20 protein-coding genes are annotated in these 20,528 nt (G+C 61.6%); 12 read left to right on the plus strand and 8 right to left on the minus strand.

Annotated elements, in window-relative coordinates:
* Positions 1-54: 54 nt before the first annotated feature.
* The 5 genes from FEZ60_RS08550 (at position 55) to FEZ60_RS08570 (ending at position 5,003) form a co-directional block, all read left to right on the plus strand.
* Positions 55-1,356, plus strand: a complete 1,302-nt coding sequence (locus tag FEZ60_RS08550; protein ID WP_045068471.1) for an acyl-CoA dehydrogenase family protein — start codon at positions 55-57, stop codon at positions 1,354-1,356.
* Complete coding sequence (locus FEZ60_RS08555; protein ID WP_336880696.1) at positions 1,353-2,369, plus strand: phosphotransferase family protein; 1,017 nt, start codon at positions 1,353-1,355, stop codon at positions 2,367-2,369. Before FEZ60_RS08550 ends, FEZ60_RS08555 begins: the two co-directional genes overlap by 4 nt.
* Positions 2,366-3,136, plus strand: a complete 771-nt coding sequence (locus FEZ60_RS08560; protein WP_172935909.1) for an enoyl-CoA hydratase-related protein — start codon at positions 2,366-2,368, stop codon at positions 3,134-3,136. The genes FEZ60_RS08555 and FEZ60_RS08560 overlap by 4 nt, the downstream gene beginning before the upstream one ends.
* 6 nt (positions 3,137-3,142) lie before the next feature.
* The gene (locus FEZ60_RS08565; RefSeq protein ID WP_172935910.1) at positions 3,143-4,117 is read left to right on the plus strand and encodes an NADPH:quinone oxidoreductase family protein; all 975 of its coding nucleotides are present in this window, start codon (positions 3,143-3,145) and stop codon (positions 4,115-4,117) included.
* Between the two features lie 103 nt (positions 4,118-4,220).
* Positions 4,221-5,003, plus strand: a complete 783-nt coding sequence (locus FEZ60_RS08570) for an enoyl-CoA hydratase/isomerase family protein (protein ID WP_045069635.1) — start codon at positions 4,221-4,223, stop codon at positions 5,001-5,003.
* Between the two features lie 71 nt (positions 5,004-5,074).
* Here FEZ60_RS08570 and FEZ60_RS08575 read toward each other — a convergent pair whose 3' ends face one another.
* The 3 genes from FEZ60_RS08575 to FEZ60_RS08585 are packed head-to-tail and all read right to left on the minus strand — an operon-like array spanning position 5,075 to position 6,981.
* Positions 5,075-5,398, minus strand: coding sequence for a hypothetical protein (locus tag FEZ60_RS08575; protein WP_045068465.1), 324 nt, complete (start codon positions 5,396-5,398; stop codon positions 5,075-5,077).
* Positions 5,399-5,439: 41 nt separating this feature from the next.
* Positions 5,440-6,201: an SDR family oxidoreductase gene (locus FEZ60_RS08580; RefSeq protein ID WP_172935911.1), complete on the minus strand. Its 762-nt coding sequence runs from the start codon at positions 6,199-6,201 to the stop codon at positions 5,440-5,442.
* Between the two features lie 12 nt (positions 6,202-6,213).
* On the minus strand, positions 6,214-6,981 hold the full coding sequence (locus FEZ60_RS08585; RefSeq protein ID WP_033232487.1) for a glucose 1-dehydrogenase: 768 nt from the start codon (positions 6,979-6,981) through the stop codon (positions 6,214-6,216).
* Between the two features lie 352 nt (positions 6,982-7,333).
* Between FEZ60_RS08585 and FEZ60_RS08590 the strand changes: the two genes are divergently transcribed.
* The 4 genes from FEZ60_RS08590 to FEZ60_RS08605 all read left to right on the plus strand — a co-directional run bounded on the left by FEZ60_RS08590 (position 7,334) and on the right by FEZ60_RS08605 (position 11,150).
* Positions 7,334-7,765, plus strand: a complete 432-nt coding sequence (locus tag FEZ60_RS08590; RefSeq protein ID WP_033232488.1) for a nuclear transport factor 2 family protein — start codon at positions 7,334-7,336, stop codon at positions 7,763-7,765.
* Positions 7,766-7,776: 11 nt separating this feature from the next.
* Positions 7,777-8,607, plus strand: a complete 831-nt coding sequence (locus tag FEZ60_RS08595; RefSeq protein ID WP_045068460.1) for a mycofactocin-coupled SDR family oxidoreductase — start codon at positions 7,777-7,779, stop codon at positions 8,605-8,607.
* A gap of 27 nt (positions 8,608-8,634) precedes the next feature.
* Positions 8,635-9,429 (plus strand): SDR family oxidoreductase, encoded by a 795-nt coding sequence (locus FEZ60_RS08600; RefSeq protein WP_116104098.1) that lies wholly within the window; start codon positions 8,635-8,637, stop codon positions 9,427-9,429.
* Positions 9,430-9,548: 119 nt separating this feature from the next.
* The gene (locus tag FEZ60_RS08605; RefSeq protein WP_033232491.1) at positions 9,549-11,150 is read left to right on the plus strand and encodes an FAD-dependent monooxygenase; all 1,602 of its coding nucleotides are present in this window, start codon (positions 9,549-9,551) and stop codon (positions 11,148-11,150) included.
* Here FEZ60_RS08605 and FEZ60_RS08610 read toward each other — a convergent pair.
* The 5 genes from FEZ60_RS08610 to FEZ60_RS08630 are packed head-to-tail and all read right to left on the minus strand — an operon-like array spanning position 11,140 to position 15,963.
* Complete coding sequence (locus tag FEZ60_RS08610; RefSeq protein WP_045068453.1) at positions 11,140-11,628, minus strand: VOC family protein; 489 nt, start codon at positions 11,626-11,628, stop codon at positions 11,140-11,142. The genes FEZ60_RS08605 and FEZ60_RS08610 overlap by 11 nt on opposite strands.
* On the minus strand, positions 11,625-12,377 hold the full coding sequence (locus FEZ60_RS08615; RefSeq protein ID WP_033232495.1) for an SDR family oxidoreductase: 753 nt from the start codon (positions 12,375-12,377) through the stop codon (positions 11,625-11,627). The genes FEZ60_RS08610 and FEZ60_RS08615 overlap by 4 nt, the downstream gene beginning before the upstream one ends.
* A 9-nt stretch (positions 12,378-12,386) precedes the next feature.
* The gene (dmpG, locus tag FEZ60_RS08620; protein WP_033232497.1) at positions 12,387-13,430 is read right to left on the minus strand and encodes a 4-hydroxy-2-oxovalerate aldolase; all 1,044 of its coding nucleotides are present in this window, start codon (positions 13,428-13,430) and stop codon (positions 12,387-12,389) included.
* Entirely contained in the window at positions 13,427-14,329 is a 903-nt protein-coding gene (locus FEZ60_RS08625) for an acetaldehyde dehydrogenase (acetylating) (RefSeq protein WP_045068448.1), read from the minus strand. Before FEZ60_RS08625 ends, dmpG begins: the two co-directional genes overlap by 4 nt.
* A gap of 2 nt (positions 14,330-14,331) precedes the next feature.
* Positions 14,332-15,963, minus strand: a complete 1,632-nt coding sequence (locus FEZ60_RS08630; protein ID WP_172935912.1) for an FAD-binding protein — start codon at positions 15,961-15,963, stop codon at positions 14,332-14,334.
* A 115-nt stretch (positions 15,964-16,078) separates the two neighbouring features.
* Between FEZ60_RS08630 and kstD the strand changes: the two genes are divergently transcribed.
* From kstD to FEZ60_RS08645, 3 genes are read left to right on the plus strand one after another with little or no spacing between them, the layout of a single operon-like run.
* Positions 16,079-17,830, plus strand: a complete 1,752-nt coding sequence (gene kstD, locus FEZ60_RS08635) for a 3-oxosteroid 1-dehydrogenase (RefSeq protein WP_172935913.1) — start codon at positions 16,079-16,081, stop codon at positions 17,828-17,830.
* Complete coding sequence (locus tag FEZ60_RS08640) at positions 17,820-18,677, plus strand: MaoC/PaaZ C-terminal domain-containing protein (protein ID WP_045068442.1); 858 nt, start codon at positions 17,820-17,822, stop codon at positions 18,675-18,677. Before kstD ends, FEZ60_RS08640 begins: the two co-directional genes overlap by 11 nt.
* Positions 18,678-18,731: 54 nt before the next feature.
* Positions 18,732-20,489, plus strand: a complete 1,758-nt coding sequence (locus FEZ60_RS08645) for a cholesterol oxidase substrate-binding domain-containing protein (RefSeq protein WP_172935914.1) — start codon at positions 18,732-18,734, stop codon at positions 20,487-20,489.
* Positions 20,490-20,528: the final 39 nt, after the last annotated feature.

A 20,528-nucleotide genomic window follows, 5' to 3' on the forward strand; every position in this document is an offset into this window, starting at 1 on the left:
AATTGCATTTTTATCAATAAGAACGCTATTCTCCAAGTAACCAAGGAGGCGCACATGGCGTGGGATTTCGAGACCGACCCCGAGTACCAAGCGAAACTGGACTGGGCGGACAAGTTCGTACGTGAAGAGGTCGAGCCGCTCGACCTGGTCTGGCCGCACGAGCAGTTCGTGCCGTTGGACGGAGCCAGGCGTAAAGCGATCGACCCGCTCAAGGAGCAGGTTCGGAAGCAAGGACTGTGGGCCACGCATCTCGGACCCGACATGGGCGGCCAGGGATACGGCGCACTCAAGCTGGCTCTGTTGAACGAGATTCTAGGTCGATCATCCTGGGCACCAATCGTATTCGGATGCCAGGCACCGGATACCGGCAATGCCGAGATCATTGCCCACTACGGCACCGAAGAGCAGAAGCGGCGTTACCTGCAGCCACTACTCGACGGCGAGATGTTCTCGACCTACTCCATGACCGAACCACAGGCCGGTGCCGACCCCGCGCAGTTCACCACGCGCGCAGTCAAGGACGGCGACCACTGGGTCATCGACGGAATGAAGTACTTCTCCTCCAACGCGAGAACCGCGTCGTTCCTGATTGTCATGGCCGTCACGAACTCCGATGTCAGTGTGTACAAGGGCATGTCGATGTTCCTCGTACCGTCGGACACACCGGGAATCAACATCGTCCGCAACGTGGGTCTGTACGGTGAGCCCCTCAACGACGGCACCCACGCCCTCATCCACTACGAGGGTGTCCGGGTACACGAGGATGCACTCCTCGGCGGCGAAGGTCAGGCATTTGCCGTGGCACAGACGCGCCTCGGCGGCGGACGAATCCACCACGCCATGAGGACGATCGGCCTTGCACAGAAGGCAATCGACATGATGTGCGAGCGCGCACTGAGCCGCGAAACCGCGGGCAGTCGGCTCGCCGACAAGCAGTTCGTGCAGGGCTACATCGCGGACTCCTACGCCCAACTGGCTCAGTTCAGGCTCTTCGTATTGCACACGGCATGGAAGATCGACAAGTACAACGACTACAAGAAGGTCCGCAAGGACATCGCCGCCGCCAAGGTCATCATGCCGACTGTGCTGCACGACATCGCTTGGCGGGCAATGCAAATACACGGTGCGCTCGGTGTGACCAACGAGCTTCCGCTCTTCCAGATGATTCACGGTGCCGCAGTGATGGGCCTCGCCGACGGCCCGACCGAGGTACACAAGACCACCGTCGCCAAGCAGGTACTGCGGGATTACAGCCCCAGTGACGACCTCTGGCCTACGGAATGGATCCCGCGCAAGCAAGAAGCCGCTAAGGCAAAGTACGCCGACTACATCGAACTGGAAGTGGGGAACCTGTGATCGATTTTCAACGGCTTTCGGACTGGATGGACGGCGAGGGCCTCGGCAAGGGCGCGCCGCTCGAGCACCGATACCTCTCCGGCGGTACCCAGAACGAAATCTACGAACTCACCCGTGACGACTTTCGCTGCGTGATCCGGATACCACCGCCGGAGGCTCCCGCAAACCGCGACAAGGGAATCCTCCGCGAGTGGCAGATCATCTCGGCACTCGACGGCACCGATGTGCCCCACACCGAGGCAATCGCCGTGTGCGAGGACGCCTCCGTACTCGGCCGACCGTTTTATCTCATGGGATTTGTCGACGGTTGGTCCCCCATGGACGACCGGAATTGGCCGGAGCCCTTCAAGAGCGACCTCGAAGCACGGAGCGGACTGGGCTACCAGCTGGCCGAAGGCATCGCACTTCTGTCGAAGGTCGATTGGAAAGCCAAGGGCCTCCAGGATCTTGGTCGACCCGACGGTTTCCACGAGCGTCAGGTCGATCGCTGGACCAGCTTGTTCGAGAAGATCAAGGGCCGCGAACTCGAAGGAATCGAAGTCGCCACCGAGTGGCTGCGGAACCACAAGCCGCTCGACTTCATCCCCGGAATCATGCACGGCGACTACCAGTTCGCGAACGTGATGTTCGAAAACGGCGCACCGGCCCGGCTTTCCGCCATCGTCGATTGGGAGATGGGAACGGTCGGCGACCCCAAACTGGACCTCGCCTGGATGCTAGAGGGCTGGCCCAAGGACACCAGCGCTCCAGAGGCAGCAACCAGCAGCTACGTTAACCTGCAGGGCATGCCGTCGATGGAACAGTTGGCCGGGCACTACTCCGAGATCTCGGGTCGCCAGGTTGACGACCTGGACTACTACCGAATCCTCGCCAAGTGGAAACTCGCGATCATCCTCGAACAGGGGTTCCAGCGCGCCGGCGACAACGAGAAACTCCTTGCCTTCGGTCCCATTGTCGCCCAATCGATGATCGCTGCTGCCGAACTCGCCGAGACAACGGAGTACAAGTCATGACCGACACAACCCCCGAACTGATCCAGGAACGACGCGGACAGATCCTGATCCTGCGTCTCAACCGTCCGGACGCACGAAATGCGCTCACCGGCAGCCTGTATCGCGAACTCGGCGATACAGTACTGGCCGCTGACACCGACCCGGACATCCGCGCAATCGTCATCACCGCCACCGGTGACCGCGCATTCTGCTCAGGCATGGACCTGAAGGCCTTTGCCACGGAAGGCGAGGGAGCCTTCACCTCCGAAGGTTTCGCTCGACTCGCAGCGGGCAAACTCGCAACCCCGGTGATCGGTGCCGCCAACGGCACCGCCATCGGCGGCGGGCTTGAACTCCTCCTCGGTTCCGACATCATCATCGCGTCGTCGGCCGCGAAATTCGGCTTCCCCGAAGTGAAACGGGGATTGTTCCCCGGCGGCGGCGGCACCGACATCGGAACCCGAATCCCGATGCACGTCGCCCTGGAGTTGACCCTCACCGGCGATCTCATCACGGCTGACCGGGGCTACCAACTCGGACTGATCAACGCCGTCGTAGATCCGGACCAGGTTCTGGAGGCCGCAGTGGGATATGCCGAACGCGTCGCCGCAAACGCTCCACTCGGCTTGGCTGCATGCAAGGAACTCGTCCGCCTCGCGGTAACCGATTCAACCAGCGCTGCACAGAAACTCGGGCAATGGCAGTCAACGGTGTTCAGCAGTGGTGACGCCAAGGAGGGCGCTGCTGCTTTCATCGAGAAGCGCACACCGATCTGGCAGGGTAGGTAACCTGCGATGCGCGCTGCTGTGTGCGGGGCGTACGGACCTCCCGAGGTTGTCACCGTCGAAACACTCCCCTCGGCTCCGCTCGAGGCCGGGCAGATTCGGATCCGTATCGAATCCGCAGCCGTCAACTTCTCCGATGTGTTGTTGATCGCTAACAAGTATCAGGTCAGTGTCCCACCGCCATTCACGCCCGGCAGTGAGTTCGCCGGTGTCGTGTCCGAGATTGCCGAAGGCGTCACAGCTGTCTCCGTGGGTGACCGCGTCACCGGCACCGGTTTTGTCGGTGCGTTTGCGGAGGAAATTGTTATAGCGTCGGACAAACTCACGCTGGGCCGCATCCCGGACGGTGTCGAGACACGCATTGCCGCCGCTTTCGGTGTGGCTCACCGCACGGCGTACCACACGCTCCGATCCGTGGCTCACATCAAACCCGGAGACGAGTTGATCGTTCTCGGCGCCGGCGGCGGTGTCGGCCTTGCCGCCGTTCAGCTCGGTGTTGCGCTCGGGGCGTCGGTCACTGCGGTCGCGTCGAGCACGAACAAGCTTGACGTCGCGGCGTCGTACGGCGCCGGGCACCTCGTCAACCATCGCACCGAGGACCTGCGCACGGCACTGAAAAAGGCTCTCCCGCATGGAGCAGACGTTGTTGCCGATCCAGTCGGCGGCGACCTCTCCGAACCTGCGCTTCGTGCTTTGCGTCCGGGCGGCCGCTTTGTCACCATCGGGTACGCGTCCGGTGTCATCCCCAAGATTCCGCTCAATCTGATCTTGGTAAAGGGTGTGCAGGTCAACGGATTCCAGTTCAAGGACATACCGCCGGAAGAATACCGTCGGAATGAAGCCGAACTCACCGATCTACTGGTCGCCGGCCGCACAGTTCCCCACATCGGTGCCGAGTTCCCGCTGGACAAGGCATCTGATGCTCTTCGGATGGTCGCCGACGGCCAGGCGGTCGGGAAGGTCCTCATCGACCTGACGTCCTGACAGGCAGAAGTCATCAGTGGGGTCCGGGAACAGCAGTGTTCCTGGGCCCTACTTTTTGACGAGATTGTGATTCTTACATCAGAGAATGACGTATGCTCTTCGTATGGGAGACGACTTGGGAGCAGACGGTTTACGGTTCGAGCGCGAAGGCGCGATCGGGTGGTGCACCATCGACCGACCAACGGCGAGAAACGCATTCACCCCCGCAATGTATTACGGACTGAAACGAGCAGTTCGCCTCGTGAACTCCGATCCTGATCTGGGAGCACTGATCATCACCGGCGTCGACGACGTATTTGCGCCCGGCGGCGATCTCGGTGGACGCTCCGATCCGGGAGACAATATGCCGGAGGGGCTTTCGGGCAACGACGTCGTCCCGTTCATGACCATCCGTGACAGCCGCGCGCCTGTGATTTCCGCGGTCAACGGAATCTGTCAGGCCGGCGGCCTCCTTGTTGCGATGATGTCCGACATCGCCGTCGCCAGCGATCGGGCCACATTCCGCGTTCCCGAACTTCTGCGAGGAATCCCTGACGCGACCTATGCCGCCGTACTGCCCGCTCACGTCGGCATTGCAGCTGCGCGCGATCTGATGCTCTCCGCACGTAAATTCGATGCCGCAGAGGCACTTCGGCTCGGAGTGATCTCCCGCGTCGTGCCGCACGAGGATCTCCGAACTGCCGCGCTCCAGGCCGCACGCGAGGTATTGCAGAGCGCGCCACTGGCCCGTGCCCAGGTCAAGCGAATGCTCAACGAGCGTTACGGACTGTTCGACTACGAAACCATGTTCGGCGCGCTCGAAACGTCACCGGAGCCCCGTGAGGGAATGCGCGCTTTCATGGAAAAGCGCGACCCCAACTGGATCCCGGCAAATCTGCCGAGCTGACCGCCCGCACCATCCGAGGCCGCCGTCGCAGTGCGACGGCGGCCTCGGATCCTTTTCTGTGCCTTCCACGATCAACGCGGCTTGGAATACTCCGATTGCACGGCCATGATCCGCATTTTCGGAATCGGGCCGTAGCTCAGCGAGTCCGACATATTCAACTTCTTTGCCGCAGCGGCGATATGAACGTTTCGCTTTGCCTCATGGGGATCACCCTCGAGCTCGTAGAGCGTCACGGAAGGACCGCCATCTGCGTCGGCAGCTGCCAGTCTGGTGCCGCCGACAAATCCGTCAAGAGCCACTACTTCAGGTATGTGGATCTCGTCGTACCACCGATTGAACTCGTCCAGCCGATCCGGATGAGAGGGATGCGATTCGACAACCAGATAATGCTTCAATGTGGATCCTCACTATGAGAAGTACTGGTGGCAGTGCAGATTCAGACTCGAACAACCCAACCGCCATCGATGTTGAGCGTGTGGCCGGTCACCCAGTTACTACCCGACGAGACGAGGTACAACAGACCGGGAATCAGCTCTTCCGGCTCGCCGAACGGAAACGGAATGGCGTGCTTGACCATTTCCTTGAGTTCCGGCGGTGACGCGATCGAACCCGCTTCGGTGTTGACCATTCCCGGAGCGATCGCATTGACACGAATACCGAACGGCGCCAACTCTCGCGCCAACGACACAGTCATGCTCACCAGGCCGAGTTTCGTGATGCCGTACGCCTGCGCAGCCATGAATGCACCGCTCGACGACTGATTCACGATCTTGCCGTATCCGCGTTCCTTCATATAGGGCACTACCGCACGGGCGCACAAGAGCGGACCGGTGAGATTGACTGCCAGCGTGCGGTTCCAGAGTTCGAGATCCATAGTGGTCAGGGATCCCTCGCCCACCACTTCGGCCATCAATCCGGCGTTGTTCACGAGAATGTCGACGGACCCGAAGTGCCGGGCCGCGGTAGCCGCCATCTCGGTCGTACTCGATTCGTCCCGGACATCGACATGCACCGCAAGGGCGCGGTGACCGGCCGCCGTCAGTTCGCCTGCTGCTGCAGTGGCGGCCTCGAGGTTGACGTCAGCGAGCACCACGGCGGCGCCGGCCTCGGCGAGTCCCTGAGAGTAGGTGCGGCCGATCCCGCCGCCGGCACCGGTAACGATGGCCACCTTGCCCTCGAGTAGGAGGTTGTCGGTCATGTTTCCCTTTCGTCAGACCTTGCGGGTAACTCCACCGTCGACGCGGATGATCGCCCCGGTGGTGTAACTGGAAGCCGCACTTGCGAGATGGAGTGCAAGTGGGCCGATCTCCTCGGGACGGCCCATCCGACGGAGCGGCACGAATGGCGCATCTTCGCCCTCGGCCGGAGCCCAGGACTTGGAGATATCCGTCAGGAAGGGCCCGGGAAGAATTGCGTTGACGCGCACCGTCGGCGCAAAGGCCTCAGCCAGTCCGACAGTGAGGGCATTGAGGCCCGCCTTGGCGCACGCGTATGGCAACTCTCGAACGCTGGCGACGAGGGAGCCCGCGGTGCCGACGTTGATGATCGAACCGCCGTCGTTCTCGGCCATGTACGTTCCGGCGCGCACGGCAAGACGAAAGGGCCCCTTGAGATTAACGCCGAGAGTCTTGTCGTACAGGTCCTCGGTAATATCGTCGAGGTTCTTGTACGGGGGTGACATACCCGCGTTGTTCACCAGCACGTCGAGTCGGCCGAAGTGTTCGAGCGTCCGGTCGATCAACTGCTCACAATCGTCCCAACGTCCGACATGACACGCAACCGGCAGAACCTTTCGCCCGGTCGACGCCATGACCTCGTCGGCGGCGCGTTCACACGAGTCGAGTTTGCGGGACGCGATGACAACGTCAGCTCCCGCTTCGGCAAGAATCTGGACAATCGCTCGGCCGATCCCACGGGATCCACCCGTGACTATCGCAACTTTGCCGGTCAGGTCGTGGAGATGTTCCAAGGTACTCATAGGTGAATCATGCCTGATTCGACCACACTTTGAAAAGGCCATTCTCCATCTCAAGAATATCCTTCTGGTTGCAACACCGAACACATTCTCCAAGTGCGGCTACGCCGAAATGAGCAGCGTAGAGTACTGGAAGACAACGCTGTTCGACAGTCGAATCGGTACATCCAATCGCAATTCGCACGAGGTCACATAGGTCGACAGAAGCCGCAACCCGTCACCAGATCCGGCGGCGATAGATTTTTCACACTTCATGTTCTACTTTATGAGAATTGCGTTCTCATGAACGTGACGCCTCGCCGAGAGTTCATCGAGCAAACGAGGGCCAGGAACCCACCGTCAGCAAAGGAACTTCGTGGATCTGCAGACTGTTCAGGACAAGATCGAGATCGCCGAACTGATCTACCGATACGCCCGCGCCGTGGACACCAAGAATTGGGAATTGCTGACTACCGTGTTCACCGAGGATGCGCATCTCGACTACAGCGCCGTCGGCTACCCGGCCGGATCCCGGGACCAAGTGCTGACGCTGCTCACACAAGCACTCGGCCAGGTTCCGATGACTCAGCATTTTGTCACCAACGTCGAGGTCGAACTCGACGGTGACACCGCCAACGTACGGGCGATGTTCTACAACCCGATGCAACTCCCGGGCGCTGCGGAGATGACCTACTGCGGCGGCAACTACCACCATGAGGTCGTTCGCACCGCCGACGGCTGGAAGAGCGCTCGGGTGACCGAGGAGAACCTGTGGTTCTCGAACCACCCCGCCAAGTCGCCGGCCTGAAAGGTAAACCTATGACCGAGCGCGTAAACGGGCGTGTATCCGGCAAAGTCGCCCTGATCACCGGTGCCGCCCGCGGACAAGGACGAGCGCACGCCGTTCGCTTGGCGGCCGAGGGCGCAGACGTCATTGTCGTCGATCTGTGCGCACCCATCCGAGGTGTCCCGTATGCACCGGCCACCCCCGAGGATCTACAGGAGACCGTTCGACTGGTGGAAAAGACTGGACAGCAGGCAATTTCAGCGATCGTCGACGTGCGGGACCTCGAGAAGCTTCGTGGGATCGTCGACGATGCCGTCATTCGTCTCGGCCGTCTGGATGTCGTCGTCGCGAACGCGGCGATCTGCTCTGCCGCTCCCTGGCATGAGGTAACCCCCGAATCCTTCGAGGACACAATAGGTACCAACGTGACCGGTGTCTGGAACACCGTCATGGTCTCGGCCCCACATCTCGTCGAGCGCGGTAGCGGATCGATCATCTTGATCAGTTCCGCAGCGGGATTGAAGGCTCAGCCGTTCACCATGCCGTACACCACGAGCAAGTGGGCAGTACGCGGAATGGCAAAAGCGTTCGCCGCGGAACTCGCTCAACACAGCATTCGGGTGAACAGCGTCCATCCCACCGGAGTGAACACGCCCATGGTCAACGACGGTGGCCTCGGCGGGCAGCTCGACAAGGCGATTGCCGGCAACAGTCGTATCGGCGCGATGATGATCAACATGCTGCCCGTCGACATCATCGCACCCGAAGATGTGTCAGACACGGTGTTGTTCTTGGCATCCGACGAATCGAAGTACATCACCGCACACGAATTAGCACCCGACGCGGGTGTCACCGAGTTCTGATCGAACAGTATTCACTGGAGGAAAAGCATGGAGTTGTCCTCGGCGCGGCACGCATTCATTACCGGCGGCGCGAGCGGTATCGGCCTCGGCATCGCCGACGCGCTGGCAGAGCGCGGGTTATCCGTCACGGTCGCCGATATCAATCGGCAGTCGCTGGATTCGGTGATCGCTTCCCGAGGTGTCGGGTTTAGTGCCGTCTCACTCGACGTCCGTGATCGCGAGGCCTGGGCAGCGGCCAAGGCAACGTCCGAAGATACTTTCGGCCCGGTGGATATCCTCGTCAACAACGCGGGCATCGGTTTCAACGGGCGCGACGTGGTCGACATGGATCCGGAGACCTTCGACAATCTTGTCGCGATCGATCTGACCGGAGTGTTCAACGGCGTGTCCGCCTTCGGCGGGGATATGCGAGCACGTGGATACGGGCATATCGTCAACACCGCTTCCGTCATGGGATTGACCGCAGGCGCTCCCGGGCGGGGCGCATACAGTGCCGCAAAGAGCGCAGTCATTGCTCTGTCCGAAGCACTGCGCAGCGAGATGGCGCCACACGGTGTTGGCGTTTCCGTGCTGTGCCCGGGATTGGTCATGTCGAATCTCGATCGGAACACCACCGAATTGGGTGGTCAGGTCGAGGATGTCAGCCACATCAAAGGAACGGGAAACATCGGCATGGAGCCCGCGACCGCAGGCGCATACGTTGTTCGAGGGATAGCGCAGAATCTCCCGTACATCGTCACGCACCCGCATTATCTCGACTACGTCGAGAAGCGAATGGAGAGCATTCGAGCCAGTGTGGACGCGTCGACCCCGATTCCCTGAGTTCTGCCTCGACGCGTTTTCACTCGAATGGCATGATGCCGGATTTGCGAGATTTCCCACGCCTCAAAATTTCGCTCGCCATACTGGAATGGATGCTTCCCCCTACCCAGTAGGTGCACATGGATATCGATGTACTCGTCGCAGGCGCCGGCCCGATCGGGCTGACCGCCGCCATCGAACTGCGCCGTCGCGGGGTGAACGTTCGGATCGTCGACCCGCTCGGCGAACCTCCGCAGTACGCCAAAGCAGTTGGCATCCAACCCCGCACCCTCGAAGTATTCGAGAACATGGGCGTACTGCGACAGGTTCTCGATGCCGCCACCATCTTGCGCGGGCAGATCAGCTACACCAACGGTTCCGAAGTGGGGCGGATGGATCTCACACTCCCCGGCGACGTGCCGTACACCTTTTGCGGACTCCCCCAGTACGAGACCGAAAGAATCCTGACGGCCAGGCTGCGAGAACTCGGAACCTCGATCGAACGCGGGCTCTCACTCGACAGTTTCGAGGACAGCGACGACGGAGTCAGTTGCATACTCAACGATGGAAGTACCGTGCGGGCCAAGTATCTGGTGGGATGCGACGGTGCGCACAGTGTTGTCCGTAAGGGCTTGGGATTGACCTTCGAGGGTGGAGCTTTTGCCGAAAGCTACATGCTCGGCGACGTCGAAGTTGACTGGTCGATGCCCAGCGGATACGCGATTCGCGCCAGTCATGTCGACGACGCTGGAACTACCGACGATCTCCTGGTGTGCATCCCGCTCCCCGGTCACAAACGATATCGGATGTCGATGCTGGTTCCCGACGAGCTTCTCCCGGATCCTGCCGGACTTGACGGAATTGCACACGGCTTTTCGTCCGGAAAGGCGCCCGAACTCCACCACATTCAGGCTGTGCTCGACCGATTGTCGCCCGAACCTACGACAGCGTCGGCGATGCGGTGGTCGTCGGTCTTTCGGATCAGCCACCGCATTGTCGATGCCTACAGTCGCGGAAGGGTTTTCATCGCCGGTGACGCCGCGCATATTCATCCGCCCACCGGCGCACAAGGTATGAACACCGGAATCCAGGATGCGCACAACCTCGCGTGGAAACTGGCACTGGCAACCCAGAACTTCGCTTCCCCTGGCCTTCTCGACACCTACGACGCCGAAAGACGGCCGGTTGGTGAAGAAGTTGTCGGAATGACCGTCCGCAACGCCCGCGAAGGGATCGGCGCTGGAGAGTCCTCGATCGAGACCGCGATGCGTCGGCAGGCACAACTACTGGTTGCCTATCCCGACAGTCCGCTCAACGGCGGAGAAACCGGGAACGTCTCGAACGTTCACCCCGGCGAACGGGCACCGGACGCACGTGGGCTAACCCGCGACTGCGTGCAGTTCCCCATCCGGTTGTTCGAATTGCTGGCCGGTGTCAACCACACGCTTCTTCTCTGCTCGGACGGATCCGAAGACAGCATCGGTGACTGCGAAAAGCATTCTGCCGCTGCTGTTCACGCGGCACACGGACAGCTCGACGTGTACGTGATCGCACCACCGTCGTCTGATTCCGTCTATTCGACACTGCCGATCATTCGCGACACCGATTCCCAGCTGTGTGCCGCCTACGGCGTGGAAGAGAACTGTGCGTTGGTAATCCGACCGGACGGGTACCTCGGATACCGAGGTGACTGCGCCGGTATCTCCGGCTACTTATCGAAAGTCTTTGCGTTCAATACGTGATGAGCGAATCGAACATCAAGCGGATCTCGGGCGAGAGCTTCATGAGTTCCACGTAGCCGCCCGTCGGGCCTGCGTCGACGTAGGCAAATTCCATTCCCACGTCTTCGATGCGCCCCTGCTGCAACACCGACATTCCCCGACGCTCTACCTCCGCCAAGGTTTCGTCGTAATCGTCCGGAACAAATGCCACGTGATGAACGCCAACACCATGGGTGTCGAGGAACTCCGAATAAAGACTGCGCCCCGAAACCGGTTGGATCAGTTCAATTTGCTGAGTTCCCGCATAACCAAGGGAAATGTGGGCTGTGTAATCGGCGGGCTGGCCCCGATAAGTCGTGGTCTCCGGACCGAAGTGAAGGTCGGGCATCCGTAGCCATCGCTGAACGCCCCAATTCTCGGAGAACTCCTCTTCCGCTGCGGTGATGTCGGCTACTACCCAACAGATCTGAAAGATCGGTCCCGAAACCAGCGGGGTCATGCCATTTTTCCGTTGTCCACCGAATACACCGCGCCGTGAATCGCAGAGGCATCATCGGAAGCAAGAAAGGCCACCATCTTCGCCACGTCCTCCGGTTCCATCAGTCCGCGCGGTGACGCGACCTTCATGATCAGATCGAAATCGACGCCGTCCGGGAAGGTGAATCCCGTGACCTGCGGAGTCATCATGCCGCCAGGGCAGATTGCGTTGACGCGCAGAGATTTCCCGGTGAACTCCATAGCCATCGCTCGGGTGAGCCCGATCAGCCCGTGCTTGGCAGCGCAGTACCCTGCTGAGTATGCCTGCCCTTCGAGTCCAGCGATCGAGGAAACGTTGACGATGTTGCCGCCCCGCGCGAGAAGATGGGGCAGCGCAGCTCGTGACAGGAAGAACGGCCCGTTCAGGTTGACCGCGAGGTCATGTGCCCAGTCGTCATCGGCAATGTCTGCGGTATGGCGGATGGTATGTGAACCAGCCACATTGACGAGGATGTCGATTCCGCCGAAGGCGTCGACGCAAGCCTGCACAGCGGCGTCGCACTGAGCGGAGTCGGAAACGTCGGAAGCCGAATAACGGCCCGCACCGTCACTTCCCGTCAGTTCGGTCATTGCCTGGTGCAATGTGTCCTTGCTCCGGGCAACTCCGAAAACCTTGGCGCCTCTGCCGTTCAGGATCTCGGCGACGGCGCGCCCCAACCCCGAGGACGCGCCGGTCACCAGTGCAATTTTTCCGTCCAGTACGTCAGCCACACACCGAGTCTACGACGCGGCGGCCTCCCGCTGAAGCTCCAACGCGATATCTATCAGCTGATCTTCCTGTCCGCCAACCAACTTGCGCTTCCCCGCGCGCACGAGTAGCTCGGCAGAGGACACGCCGTACCGCTCAGCTTGACGTTCAGCATGCTTGAGGAAGCTGGAGTACACGCCGGCGTAGCCCATCATCAGCGCCTGGCGGTCGAGTAGACATTCCTGCGGCATGGCCGGTCGCACAACATCTTCGGCGGCGTCGGCTATCGCGAAGAAGTCGATACCGGTCTTGACGCCGATCTTGTCGCAGACTCCGACAAACGCCTCCACCGGCGCGTTACCAGCACCGGCACCGAAACGGCGGGTGCTGCCGTCGATCTGCTTGGCCCCAGCGCGCACGGCGGCAATCGAATTCGCGACACCCAAACCGAGGTTCTCGTGTCCGTGGAAGCCGACCTGAGCGTCGCTGCCGAGTTCCTGGACCAGCGCCTCGACCCGTTCGGACACCTGCTCGAGAACAAGAGCACCCGCAGAATCGACCACGTATACACACTGGCAACCGGCGTCGGCCATGATGCGCGCCTGCTTGGCGAGCGTCTCCGGCGGAATCGAATGAGCCATCATGAGAAATCCGACGGTCTCGAGTCCACGCTCACGAGCAAGGCCGAAGTGCTGAATGGAGACGTCCGCCTCGGTGCAGTGAGTGGCGATACGGCAGATGGACGCGCCGTTGTCCTGAGCGATGACGATGTCGTCCTTGATACCCAGCCCCGGCAGCATCAGGAAGGCGATCTTTGCGTTTTTTGCCGTCTCCACAGCAGCTTTGATGAGTTCTTGCTCGGGCGTTTTCGAGAAGCCGTAGTTGAAGGAGGACCCGCCGAGACCGTCACCGTGGGTGACCTCGATGACCGGCACACCGGCTCCGTCGAGGGCACCGACGATCGCCCGGACTTCCTCGAGGGTGAACTGATGACGCTTGTGATGGGAACCGTCGCGCAGCGAGGTGTCGGTGACGCGGATGTCCCAGCTCGAATCGAAGTGAATCATGTCGCTCATGCCTTCACGCTCAGAAGCTTCTGGGCGATCTCCTCGCCCACTTTGGTGGCTGCCGCCGTCATGATGTCGAGGTTTCCGGCGTACGGCGGCAGGAAGTCGCCTGCACCTTCGACCTCGACAAACGTTGTGACCGTTGCATATCCGCCGGACACGACGCTCGGCTTGTCGAACTGCGGCTCGTTGAGCAACCGGTAGCCCGGCACGTACTGCTGGATGTCCTTGACGACGCGATGAATGGAGTCGGTGATCGCGGCGTGGTCTGCATCTTCGGGGATGGCGCAGAAGATGGTGTCTCGCATGATCATCGGCGGGTCGGCGGGATTGAGAATGATGATCGCCTTGCCTCGCTGGGCGCCGCCGATCGTCTCGATACCGCGACTGGTGGTCTTGGTGAACTCGTCGATGTTCGCGCGGGTTCCCGGTCCGGCTGACAGTGATGCAACGGAGGCGACGATCTCGGCGTAAGCCACTTCCACCACACGAGATACCGCGTACACGATCGGGATAGTTGCCTGCCCGCCGCAGGTGATCATGTTGACGTTCGGCGCGTCGAGGTGCTCGCGGAGGTTGGCCGGAGGAACTACCGCCGGGCCGACAGCAGCCGGGGTGAGGTCGACAGCGCGGATTCCCGCGGCCTCGTAACGCGGAGCCGCGTCACGGTGAACGTAGGCCGACGTCGCCTCGAATACCAGGTCCGGTTTCTCCGCCTGATTCAACAGCCAGTCGACCCCCTCGGCGGAGGTCTCGAGCCCCATCGCGGCGGCGCGCGCCAATCCTTCGCTCTCCGGGTCGATTCCGATCATCCACCGCGGCTCCAGCCACTGCGAACGTTGCAGTTTGTACAGCAGATCGGTACTGATGTTTCCCGACCCGACAATCGCCACACTTGCCTTGGTCATGACTACTCCCTAGATGAGCTGAAGCTGGGGGGTGAACTGAAACGGGCCATCGCGGTGACCGTGGCCGCATGAAGTCCGGCGCGACGGCCGGAGAACACACAGTCAGCGAGCGACAAGCCACTCACATACGAATTGGAACAAATACCGACGGCTGTGCGTCCGGCTGCATAGAGTCCCAGGATTGATTCCCCGGCTTCATTTTTCACCAGGCCGGTCGATTCGTCGACCACCAATCCACCAAGTGTGAGCATGGGACACGGATTCATCATGTTGGGCTTGATCGAGACGTCGTACAGCGTGAACGGGGCGTTGAGTATCGGTCTGATGAAGTCGGACGGCTTGCCCATCGGATCGGATTGACCGTTCGCCGCAGCAGTATTGTGCGCATCGACCGTTTCATACAGGCCGGCTGCATCGATTCCCGCCTTGTGCGCCACTTCGGCAATCGTGTTGCCGTGTACTGCGGTACGCATCATGCCGGCGGTCTGCACCCGCTGAAACCACATGGACTGATCGGGGATTTGCGCTTTCGCTTCACGAACGAGGTCGGAATCCGCCAGCAGCCAACCGATTCCGTTGCTCTTCTCGACCATTGCTTGCCCCAGCGCCGCACCGTAACGCGATTCGTCGACGATTCGCGCTCCGGATTCGCCCACCAGTATCGAACCGAGAAAAGCGCTGGGCGGGACGATGAACCGCCATGCGGAAACGTTACCGAGCTTGTCGGTGGCGCCGCCCGCCTCGATTCCGAGGTTGATTCCCTTGCCGTCGTCGCCCGACGTGCCGAGCGGGATCCCACCCTTGTACGCGGGTGCGTGAGTGCGCATCATCTCGCGGTTGGATACAAATCCACCCGCGCTGAGGATCACGCCGCCACGCGCCTTTATGCGGATTTTCTTGGCGTACTTCTTCTCGATCTTGCTGATTTGGGCGTCGACAATCGAACGCAGTTGGGGCGCATACACACCCGGTTTGGCGGAAATCGAACTGAGCGCAGCGTGACGCCGCCGGACCCCGGCGGGTGCATCCCGAAGCGTCAGCGCCTCGACGCCGATCACCCGGCCGTCCTCGATGATCAACCGATCTGCTCGGGTCTGACCGAGAAACCGCACACCTTTGGCCTGGGCCGACTTCGCAAGCGGGCCGTAGAGCATCTTCCCCGACGTTCCTCGGCCTTTGGCACGGTGCCCACGCGGAGCAGGTTTGGCGATGTCCCGGAACCCGCCGGCCGATTCGCTGCCCGAGAAGTACAGGTAGTGCTTGTTGCTCGGATACGAGGTCTTGTACGGGCACAGCGACGCCTCGAACGGCACACCGTGACCGCGCAGCCAGTCGATTGTCGCCGGACTCTCCTCCACGAACCGACGCAAGGTCTGGGGCGTCACCGCATCACCGACCTCGCGGTTCAGGTACGCGAGCATGGCTTCCGGAGTGTCCTCGATACCGGCTTCTCTCTGAATCGCGGTGCCGCCACCGGCATAGAAGATTCCACCGGAAATGGTGCTGGCGCCACCTCCCAATGCCCGGTCGATCGCCATCACCGATGAACCGGCCGCCACCGCTTCGAGTGCGGCGCTTGCCCCCGCCACGCCGAATCCGACAACGAGGACATCAACCGAAGTATCCCAGGTCACACTGCACCATCCTCAATTTTACTGCAACGCGTTTCGTTATCGAAGGCAACGTTCGTAAATACTTCCTGGCAGAAAGCATGGACTGACACCCCCATCATTCTATAACGTGTTCTACATGAGCAAGCAGGAATACGACATCGTCGTCGTCGGCAGTGGTGCCGCAGGTATGACAGCGGCCTTGACCGCAGCCCATCAGGGCTTGAGTGTGGTCATCGTGGAGAAAGCCGCCCACTACGGCGGATCGACCGCCCGTTCCGGTGGCGGAGTCTGGATCCCCAACAACGAGGCACTGCAGGCAGACGGTGTCACCGACACACCCGATGCCGCACGTTCCTACCTGCACAGCATCATCGGCGACGTCGTCGCTCCCGAGCGCATCGACACCTACCTCGAGCGTGGGCCCGAGATGCTCTCGTTCGTTCTGAAGAACACTCCGCTCCAACTGCAGTGGGTACCCGGCTACTCCGACTACTACCCGGAAGCTCCCGGTGGACGCCTCGGTGGACGCAGTGTCGAGCCCACCCCTTTCGACGGCAACAAGTTGGGTGCCGATCGCAAGAATCTCGAACCCGACTACGTCAAGGCACCCAAGAACTTTGTCATCACCCAGGCCGACTACAAGTGGCTCAACCTGCTGATGCGCAATCCTCGCGGACCTCTGCGCGCCATGAAGGTAGGCATGCGATTCCTCGCAGCCAAGGCCACCAAGAAGGATCTGCTGGTTCGCGGCCAGGCACTCGTCGCCGGCATTCGACTCGGCCTTCAGTCCGCCGGTGTTCCCATCTTGCTGAACACACCCCTGACGTCCCTCTACACCGAAGACGGCGTGGTTCGCGGCGTCAATGTTCTCGTCGACGGCGAAGCTCAGGTCATCCGTGCTCGCCACGGAGTCGTGTTGGGCTCCGGCGGATTCGAGCACAACAAGGAAATGCGTGAGAAGTACCAGCGCGGGCCCATCGGCACCGAATGGACCGTCGGCGCGAAGGCAAACACCGGCGACGGCATCCGAGCGGGCCAAGAGATCGGCGCCGCAGTCGATTTCATGGACGACGCCTGGTGGGGCCCGTCCATCCCACTCACCGGTGGACCGTGGTTCGCCCTGTCCGAGCGCACTCTTCCCGGCTGCATGATGGTGAACCTGTCGGGCAAGCGCTTCGGCAACGAGGCGGCGCCGTACGTCGAGGCAACGCATGCGATGTACGGCGGCGAGTACGGCCAGGGCAAAGGCCCCGGCGAGAACATCCCGACCTGGATGATCCTCGATCAGCGCTACCGCAACCGCTACACGTTTGCCGGCATTACTCCCCGGTCCCCCTTCCCCAGCCGCTGGCTCAAGGCCGGCATCGTGGTCAAGGCGGGAACGATCGCCGAATTGGCCGAGAAGACAGGACTTCCCGTCGCTTCCCTGACCGAAACGGTGGAGCGGTTCAACGGCTTCGCGCGCAACGGCAAGGACGAGGACTTCGGGCGCGGCGACAGCGGCTACGACGCGTACTACGGCGATCCGAGACTGAAGAACCCGAGCCTCGCCGAAATCAGCAAGGCCCCGTTCTACGCCATCAAGATGGTTCCGGGCGACCTCGGCACCAAGGGCGGAATCTGCACCGACGTCAACGGCCGAGCACTGCGTGAAGACGGCAGCGTCATCGAGGGTCTCTACGCCGCAGGCAATGCCAGCGCACCGGTCATGGGTCACACGTACGCCGGACCAGGCGCGACCATCGGTCCCGCAATGACTTTCGGCTACCTGGCAGTGCTGGACATCGCAGAGCGCGTGAAGACCGCCGAGGTCACAGAAACCGCAACGGCCGCCGAGACCCCTGAGGCCTCCGAGGCTGCAAACACGGCGGTCGATCATGCCAATTGATCCTTCTGTCGCACTCGGCGCAGAGCTTGCGCCACAGGAGTTCTCGTGGACGCCGTCGGACGTGCAGCACTACCACCTGGCGCTCGGCGCTGGGGCTCGTCCGCTCGATCCGAACGAACTGCGATACCTCGACGACGAGAAGCCACAAGTGCTGCCCACCTTCGCCACCGTCGCGGCCAACTTTCACGCCACCCAAGCACCGAAGGTCTCGTTCCCCGGTGTCGAGATCGATCTCGCGAAAGTTGTTCACGGAAGCCAGGAAGTCACGGTCCATCAGCCGATTCCGGCCAGCGGCACCGGGCGAACCACAACTCGGATCGCCGAGATCTGGGACAAGGGCAAAGCTGCAGTCATCGTGCAGGAATCAGTCACCGTCGACGTGGAGGGCAACCCGTTGTGGACTGCCCGTTCGTCGATCTTCGCGCGCGGCGAAGGTGGATTCGGCGGGCAGCGCGGGCCGTCGGAGTCGATTCCGTTGCCTGATCACAGGCCCGACGGTGAGGTCGTGATACCGGTACTTCCGCAGCAGGCCTTGCTGTATCGCATGTGCGGCGATCGCAATCCATTGCACTCGGATCCGCAATTCGCCTCCGCTGCAGGCTTTCCAGCGCCTATCCTGCATGGACTGTGTACTTACGGAATGGTCTGCAAGGCCGCAGTGGACACAATGCTCGACGGCGACAGCACGCAGGTGGCCGGGTTCCGTGCACGCTTTGCCGGGGTGGTATTCCCGGGTGAGAACCTGAGCATCCGAATCTGGAAAGGCGAAGGGCAACTCTTGATCTCCGCATCTGTCGCAGAGCGCGACGCCCCCGCCCTAGCTGACGTAGTTCTCACTCTTGCCTGAGATTCACCTGTCGAACTCATTGCAGTTCCCAACCCCCGATGGAGCAGCCCGAAGATGACGGCCCAAGACGAAACAACCCGACTGTCCCGACGAGGATTCCTCGCCGCCGGAGCCGGCGCAGTCGCCGCCACCGCCCTTGCCGGCAGCTGGACCCCCGCCTACGCAATTCCGTTCGGATCCAGTGGCGGACAAGTACCCACACTCGCTGCACCCCCGGCCTTCCCGGAAGGCATCGCGCTCTACCAGCAGGCATACCAGAACTGGTCCAAAGAGATCATGCTCGACACCATCTGGACCTGCGCTCCCAAGACACCCGAAGACGTAGTACGCCTGGCCAACTGGGGACATGCCAACGGTTACACCATCCGGCCCCGCGGAGCCATGCACGGCTGGACACCCCTGACCGTGGTGAACGGCGCTTCCATCGACAAGGTCATTCTCGCCGACACCATGGTTCATCTGAACTGGGTCAACGTCGACGCCGGCGGGTCACCGGCGACGGTCACCGCGGGACCCGGTGCCACCCTCGACGCCATCACCACAGCACTTCAGGCCCAGGGCCTTGGCTTCGCTAATCTCCCCGCGCCCGGCGTCCTGTCCATCGCAGGCTGCCTCGCCGTCGACGCCCACGGCGCAGCCCTTCCCGCGGAAGGCGAAGCACACGTTCCCGGACAAACTTTCGGTTCACTCTCCAACCTCGTCACCTCCCTGACCGCAGTGGTCTGGAACGGCAACGAATACGCACTGAAGACGTACTCGCGGGCCGATACCGCCATCAAGCCACTCCTGACTCACCTCGGCCGCACCTTCCTCACCTCAGTCACACTGCAGGCTGCGCCCAACTACCGCATGCGCTGCGTCAGCCACACGGACATCGGTTGGCAGGAACTCTTCGGCGCTCGCGGGGCTTCCGGACGTACCTTCGAGAAGTTCGTCCGCGAAAACGGTCGCGCAGAGGCAATTTGGTACCCCTTCACCGAACGCCCGTGGATGAAGGTGTGGTCCCTCGCTCCTGAAAAGCCTCGCTTCTCCCGCGAAGTCACCGGACCGTACAACTACATCTTCTCCGACAACCTCCCCGAACCGATCACCGACATGATCGGACAGATCAACTCCGGAAACCCGGGCATCGCACCCGCATTCGGGCAGATTATGTACGCCACCACCGTCGCCGGCCTTGCCGCGACCTTCGCCAACGACCTATGGGGATGGTCCAAGGACGTTCAGTTCTACATCCGGGCCACCACCTTGCGCCTGACCGAAGGCGGTGGCGCCGTCATCACGTCCCGCGCCAACATCGGCCAGGTCATCCACGACTTCACGCAGTGGTTCAACGGCCGCATGGAGTACTACCGCTCCATCGGGCAATTCCCTCTCAACGGACCCGTCGAAATCCGATGCTGCGGCCTCGACGAGTCATCCGACGTCGAAGTCGCATCCGCCGGCGCCCCCACGATCTCCGCTATGCGTCCGCGACCGGACCACCCCGAATGGGACACCGCCATCTGGCTCAACGTCCTCGGAGTCCCCGGAACACCCGGCATGTTCGCGTTCTACCGCGAAATGGAGCAATGGATGCGCGGCCACTACAACAACAACGACGCTACCTTCCGCCCCGAATGGTCCAAGGGCTGGGCATTCAGCGCCGACAAGCCGTACACCGACACGCAGATCATCGAAAACGCCCTCCCCCAGACCTACCGCGACGGCGTCCCCACCAGCGACAACTGGGACACTGCCAACGCCGCCTTCAACGCACTGGACCCGCACAAGGTCTTCAGCAACACCTTCCTCGACCAACTACTTCCGTAGTTTTCGGCCGACAAGCCCTCGATCAGCACTGCCCGGCAC

This window comes from Rhodococcus sp. MS16, assembly GCF_013277795.1.
Taxonomy (GTDB): Bacteria; Actinomycetota; Actinomycetes; order Mycobacteriales; family Mycobacteriaceae; genus Rhodococcus_F; species Rhodococcus_F globerula.

Excerpts from the sequence above, each read along its gene's own strand:
- FEZ60_RS08550 (WP_045068471.1), top strand. The coding sequence starts at position 55 with ATGGCGTGGGATTTCGAGACCGACCCCGAGTACCAAGCGAAACTGGAC.
- FEZ60_RS08580 (WP_172935911.1), bottom strand. The coding sequence starts at position 6,201 with ATGACCGACAACCTCCTACTCGAGGGCAAGGTGGCCATCGTTACCGGT.
- FEZ60_RS08610 (WP_045068453.1), bottom strand. The coding sequence starts at position 11,628 with ATGACCCCGCTGGTTTCGGGACCGATCTTTCAGATCTGTTGGGTAGTA.
- FEZ60_RS08560 (WP_172935909.1), top strand. The coding sequence starts at position 2,366 with ATGACCGACACAACCCCCGAACTGATCCAGGAACGACGCGGACAGATC.
- FEZ60_RS08570 (WP_045069635.1), top strand. The coding sequence starts at position 4,221 with ATGGGAGACGACTTGGGAGCAGACGGTTTACGGTTCGAGCGCGAAGGC.
- kstD (WP_172935913.1), top strand. The coding sequence starts at position 16,079 with ATGAGCAAGCAGGAATACGACATCGTCGTCGTCGGCAGTGGTGCCGCA.
- FEZ60_RS08605 (WP_033232491.1), top strand. The coding sequence starts at position 9,549 with ATGGATATCGATGTACTCGTCGCAGGCGCCGGCCCGATCGGGCTGACC.
- FEZ60_RS08585 (WP_033232487.1), bottom strand. The coding sequence starts at position 6,981 with ATGAGTACCTTGGAACATCTCCACGACCTGACCGGCAAAGTTGCGATA.
- FEZ60_RS08640 (WP_045068442.1), top strand. The coding sequence starts at position 17,820 with ATGCCAATTGATCCTTCTGTCGCACTCGGCGCAGAGCTTGCGCCACAG.
- FEZ60_RS08625 (WP_045068448.1), bottom strand. The coding sequence starts at position 14,329 with ATGACCAAGGCAAGTGTGGCGATTGTCGGGTCGGGAAACATCAGTACC.
- FEZ60_RS08600 (WP_116104098.1), top strand. The coding sequence starts at position 8,635 with ATGGAGTTGTCCTCGGCGCGGCACGCATTCATTACCGGCGGCGCGAGC.
- FEZ60_RS08645 (WP_172935914.1), top strand. The coding sequence starts at position 18,732 with ATGACGGCCCAAGACGAAACAACCCGACTGTCCCGACGAGGATTCCTC.
- dmpG (WP_033232497.1), bottom strand. The coding sequence starts at position 13,430 with ATGAGCGACATGATTCACTTCGATTCGAGCTGGGACATCCGCGTCACC.
- FEZ60_RS08595 (WP_045068460.1), top strand. The coding sequence starts at position 7,777 with ATGACCGAGCGCGTAAACGGGCGTGTATCCGGCAAAGTCGCCCTGATC.
- FEZ60_RS08565 (WP_172935910.1), top strand. The coding sequence starts at position 3,143 with ATGCGCGCTGCTGTGTGCGGGGCGTACGGACCTCCCGAGGTTGTCACC.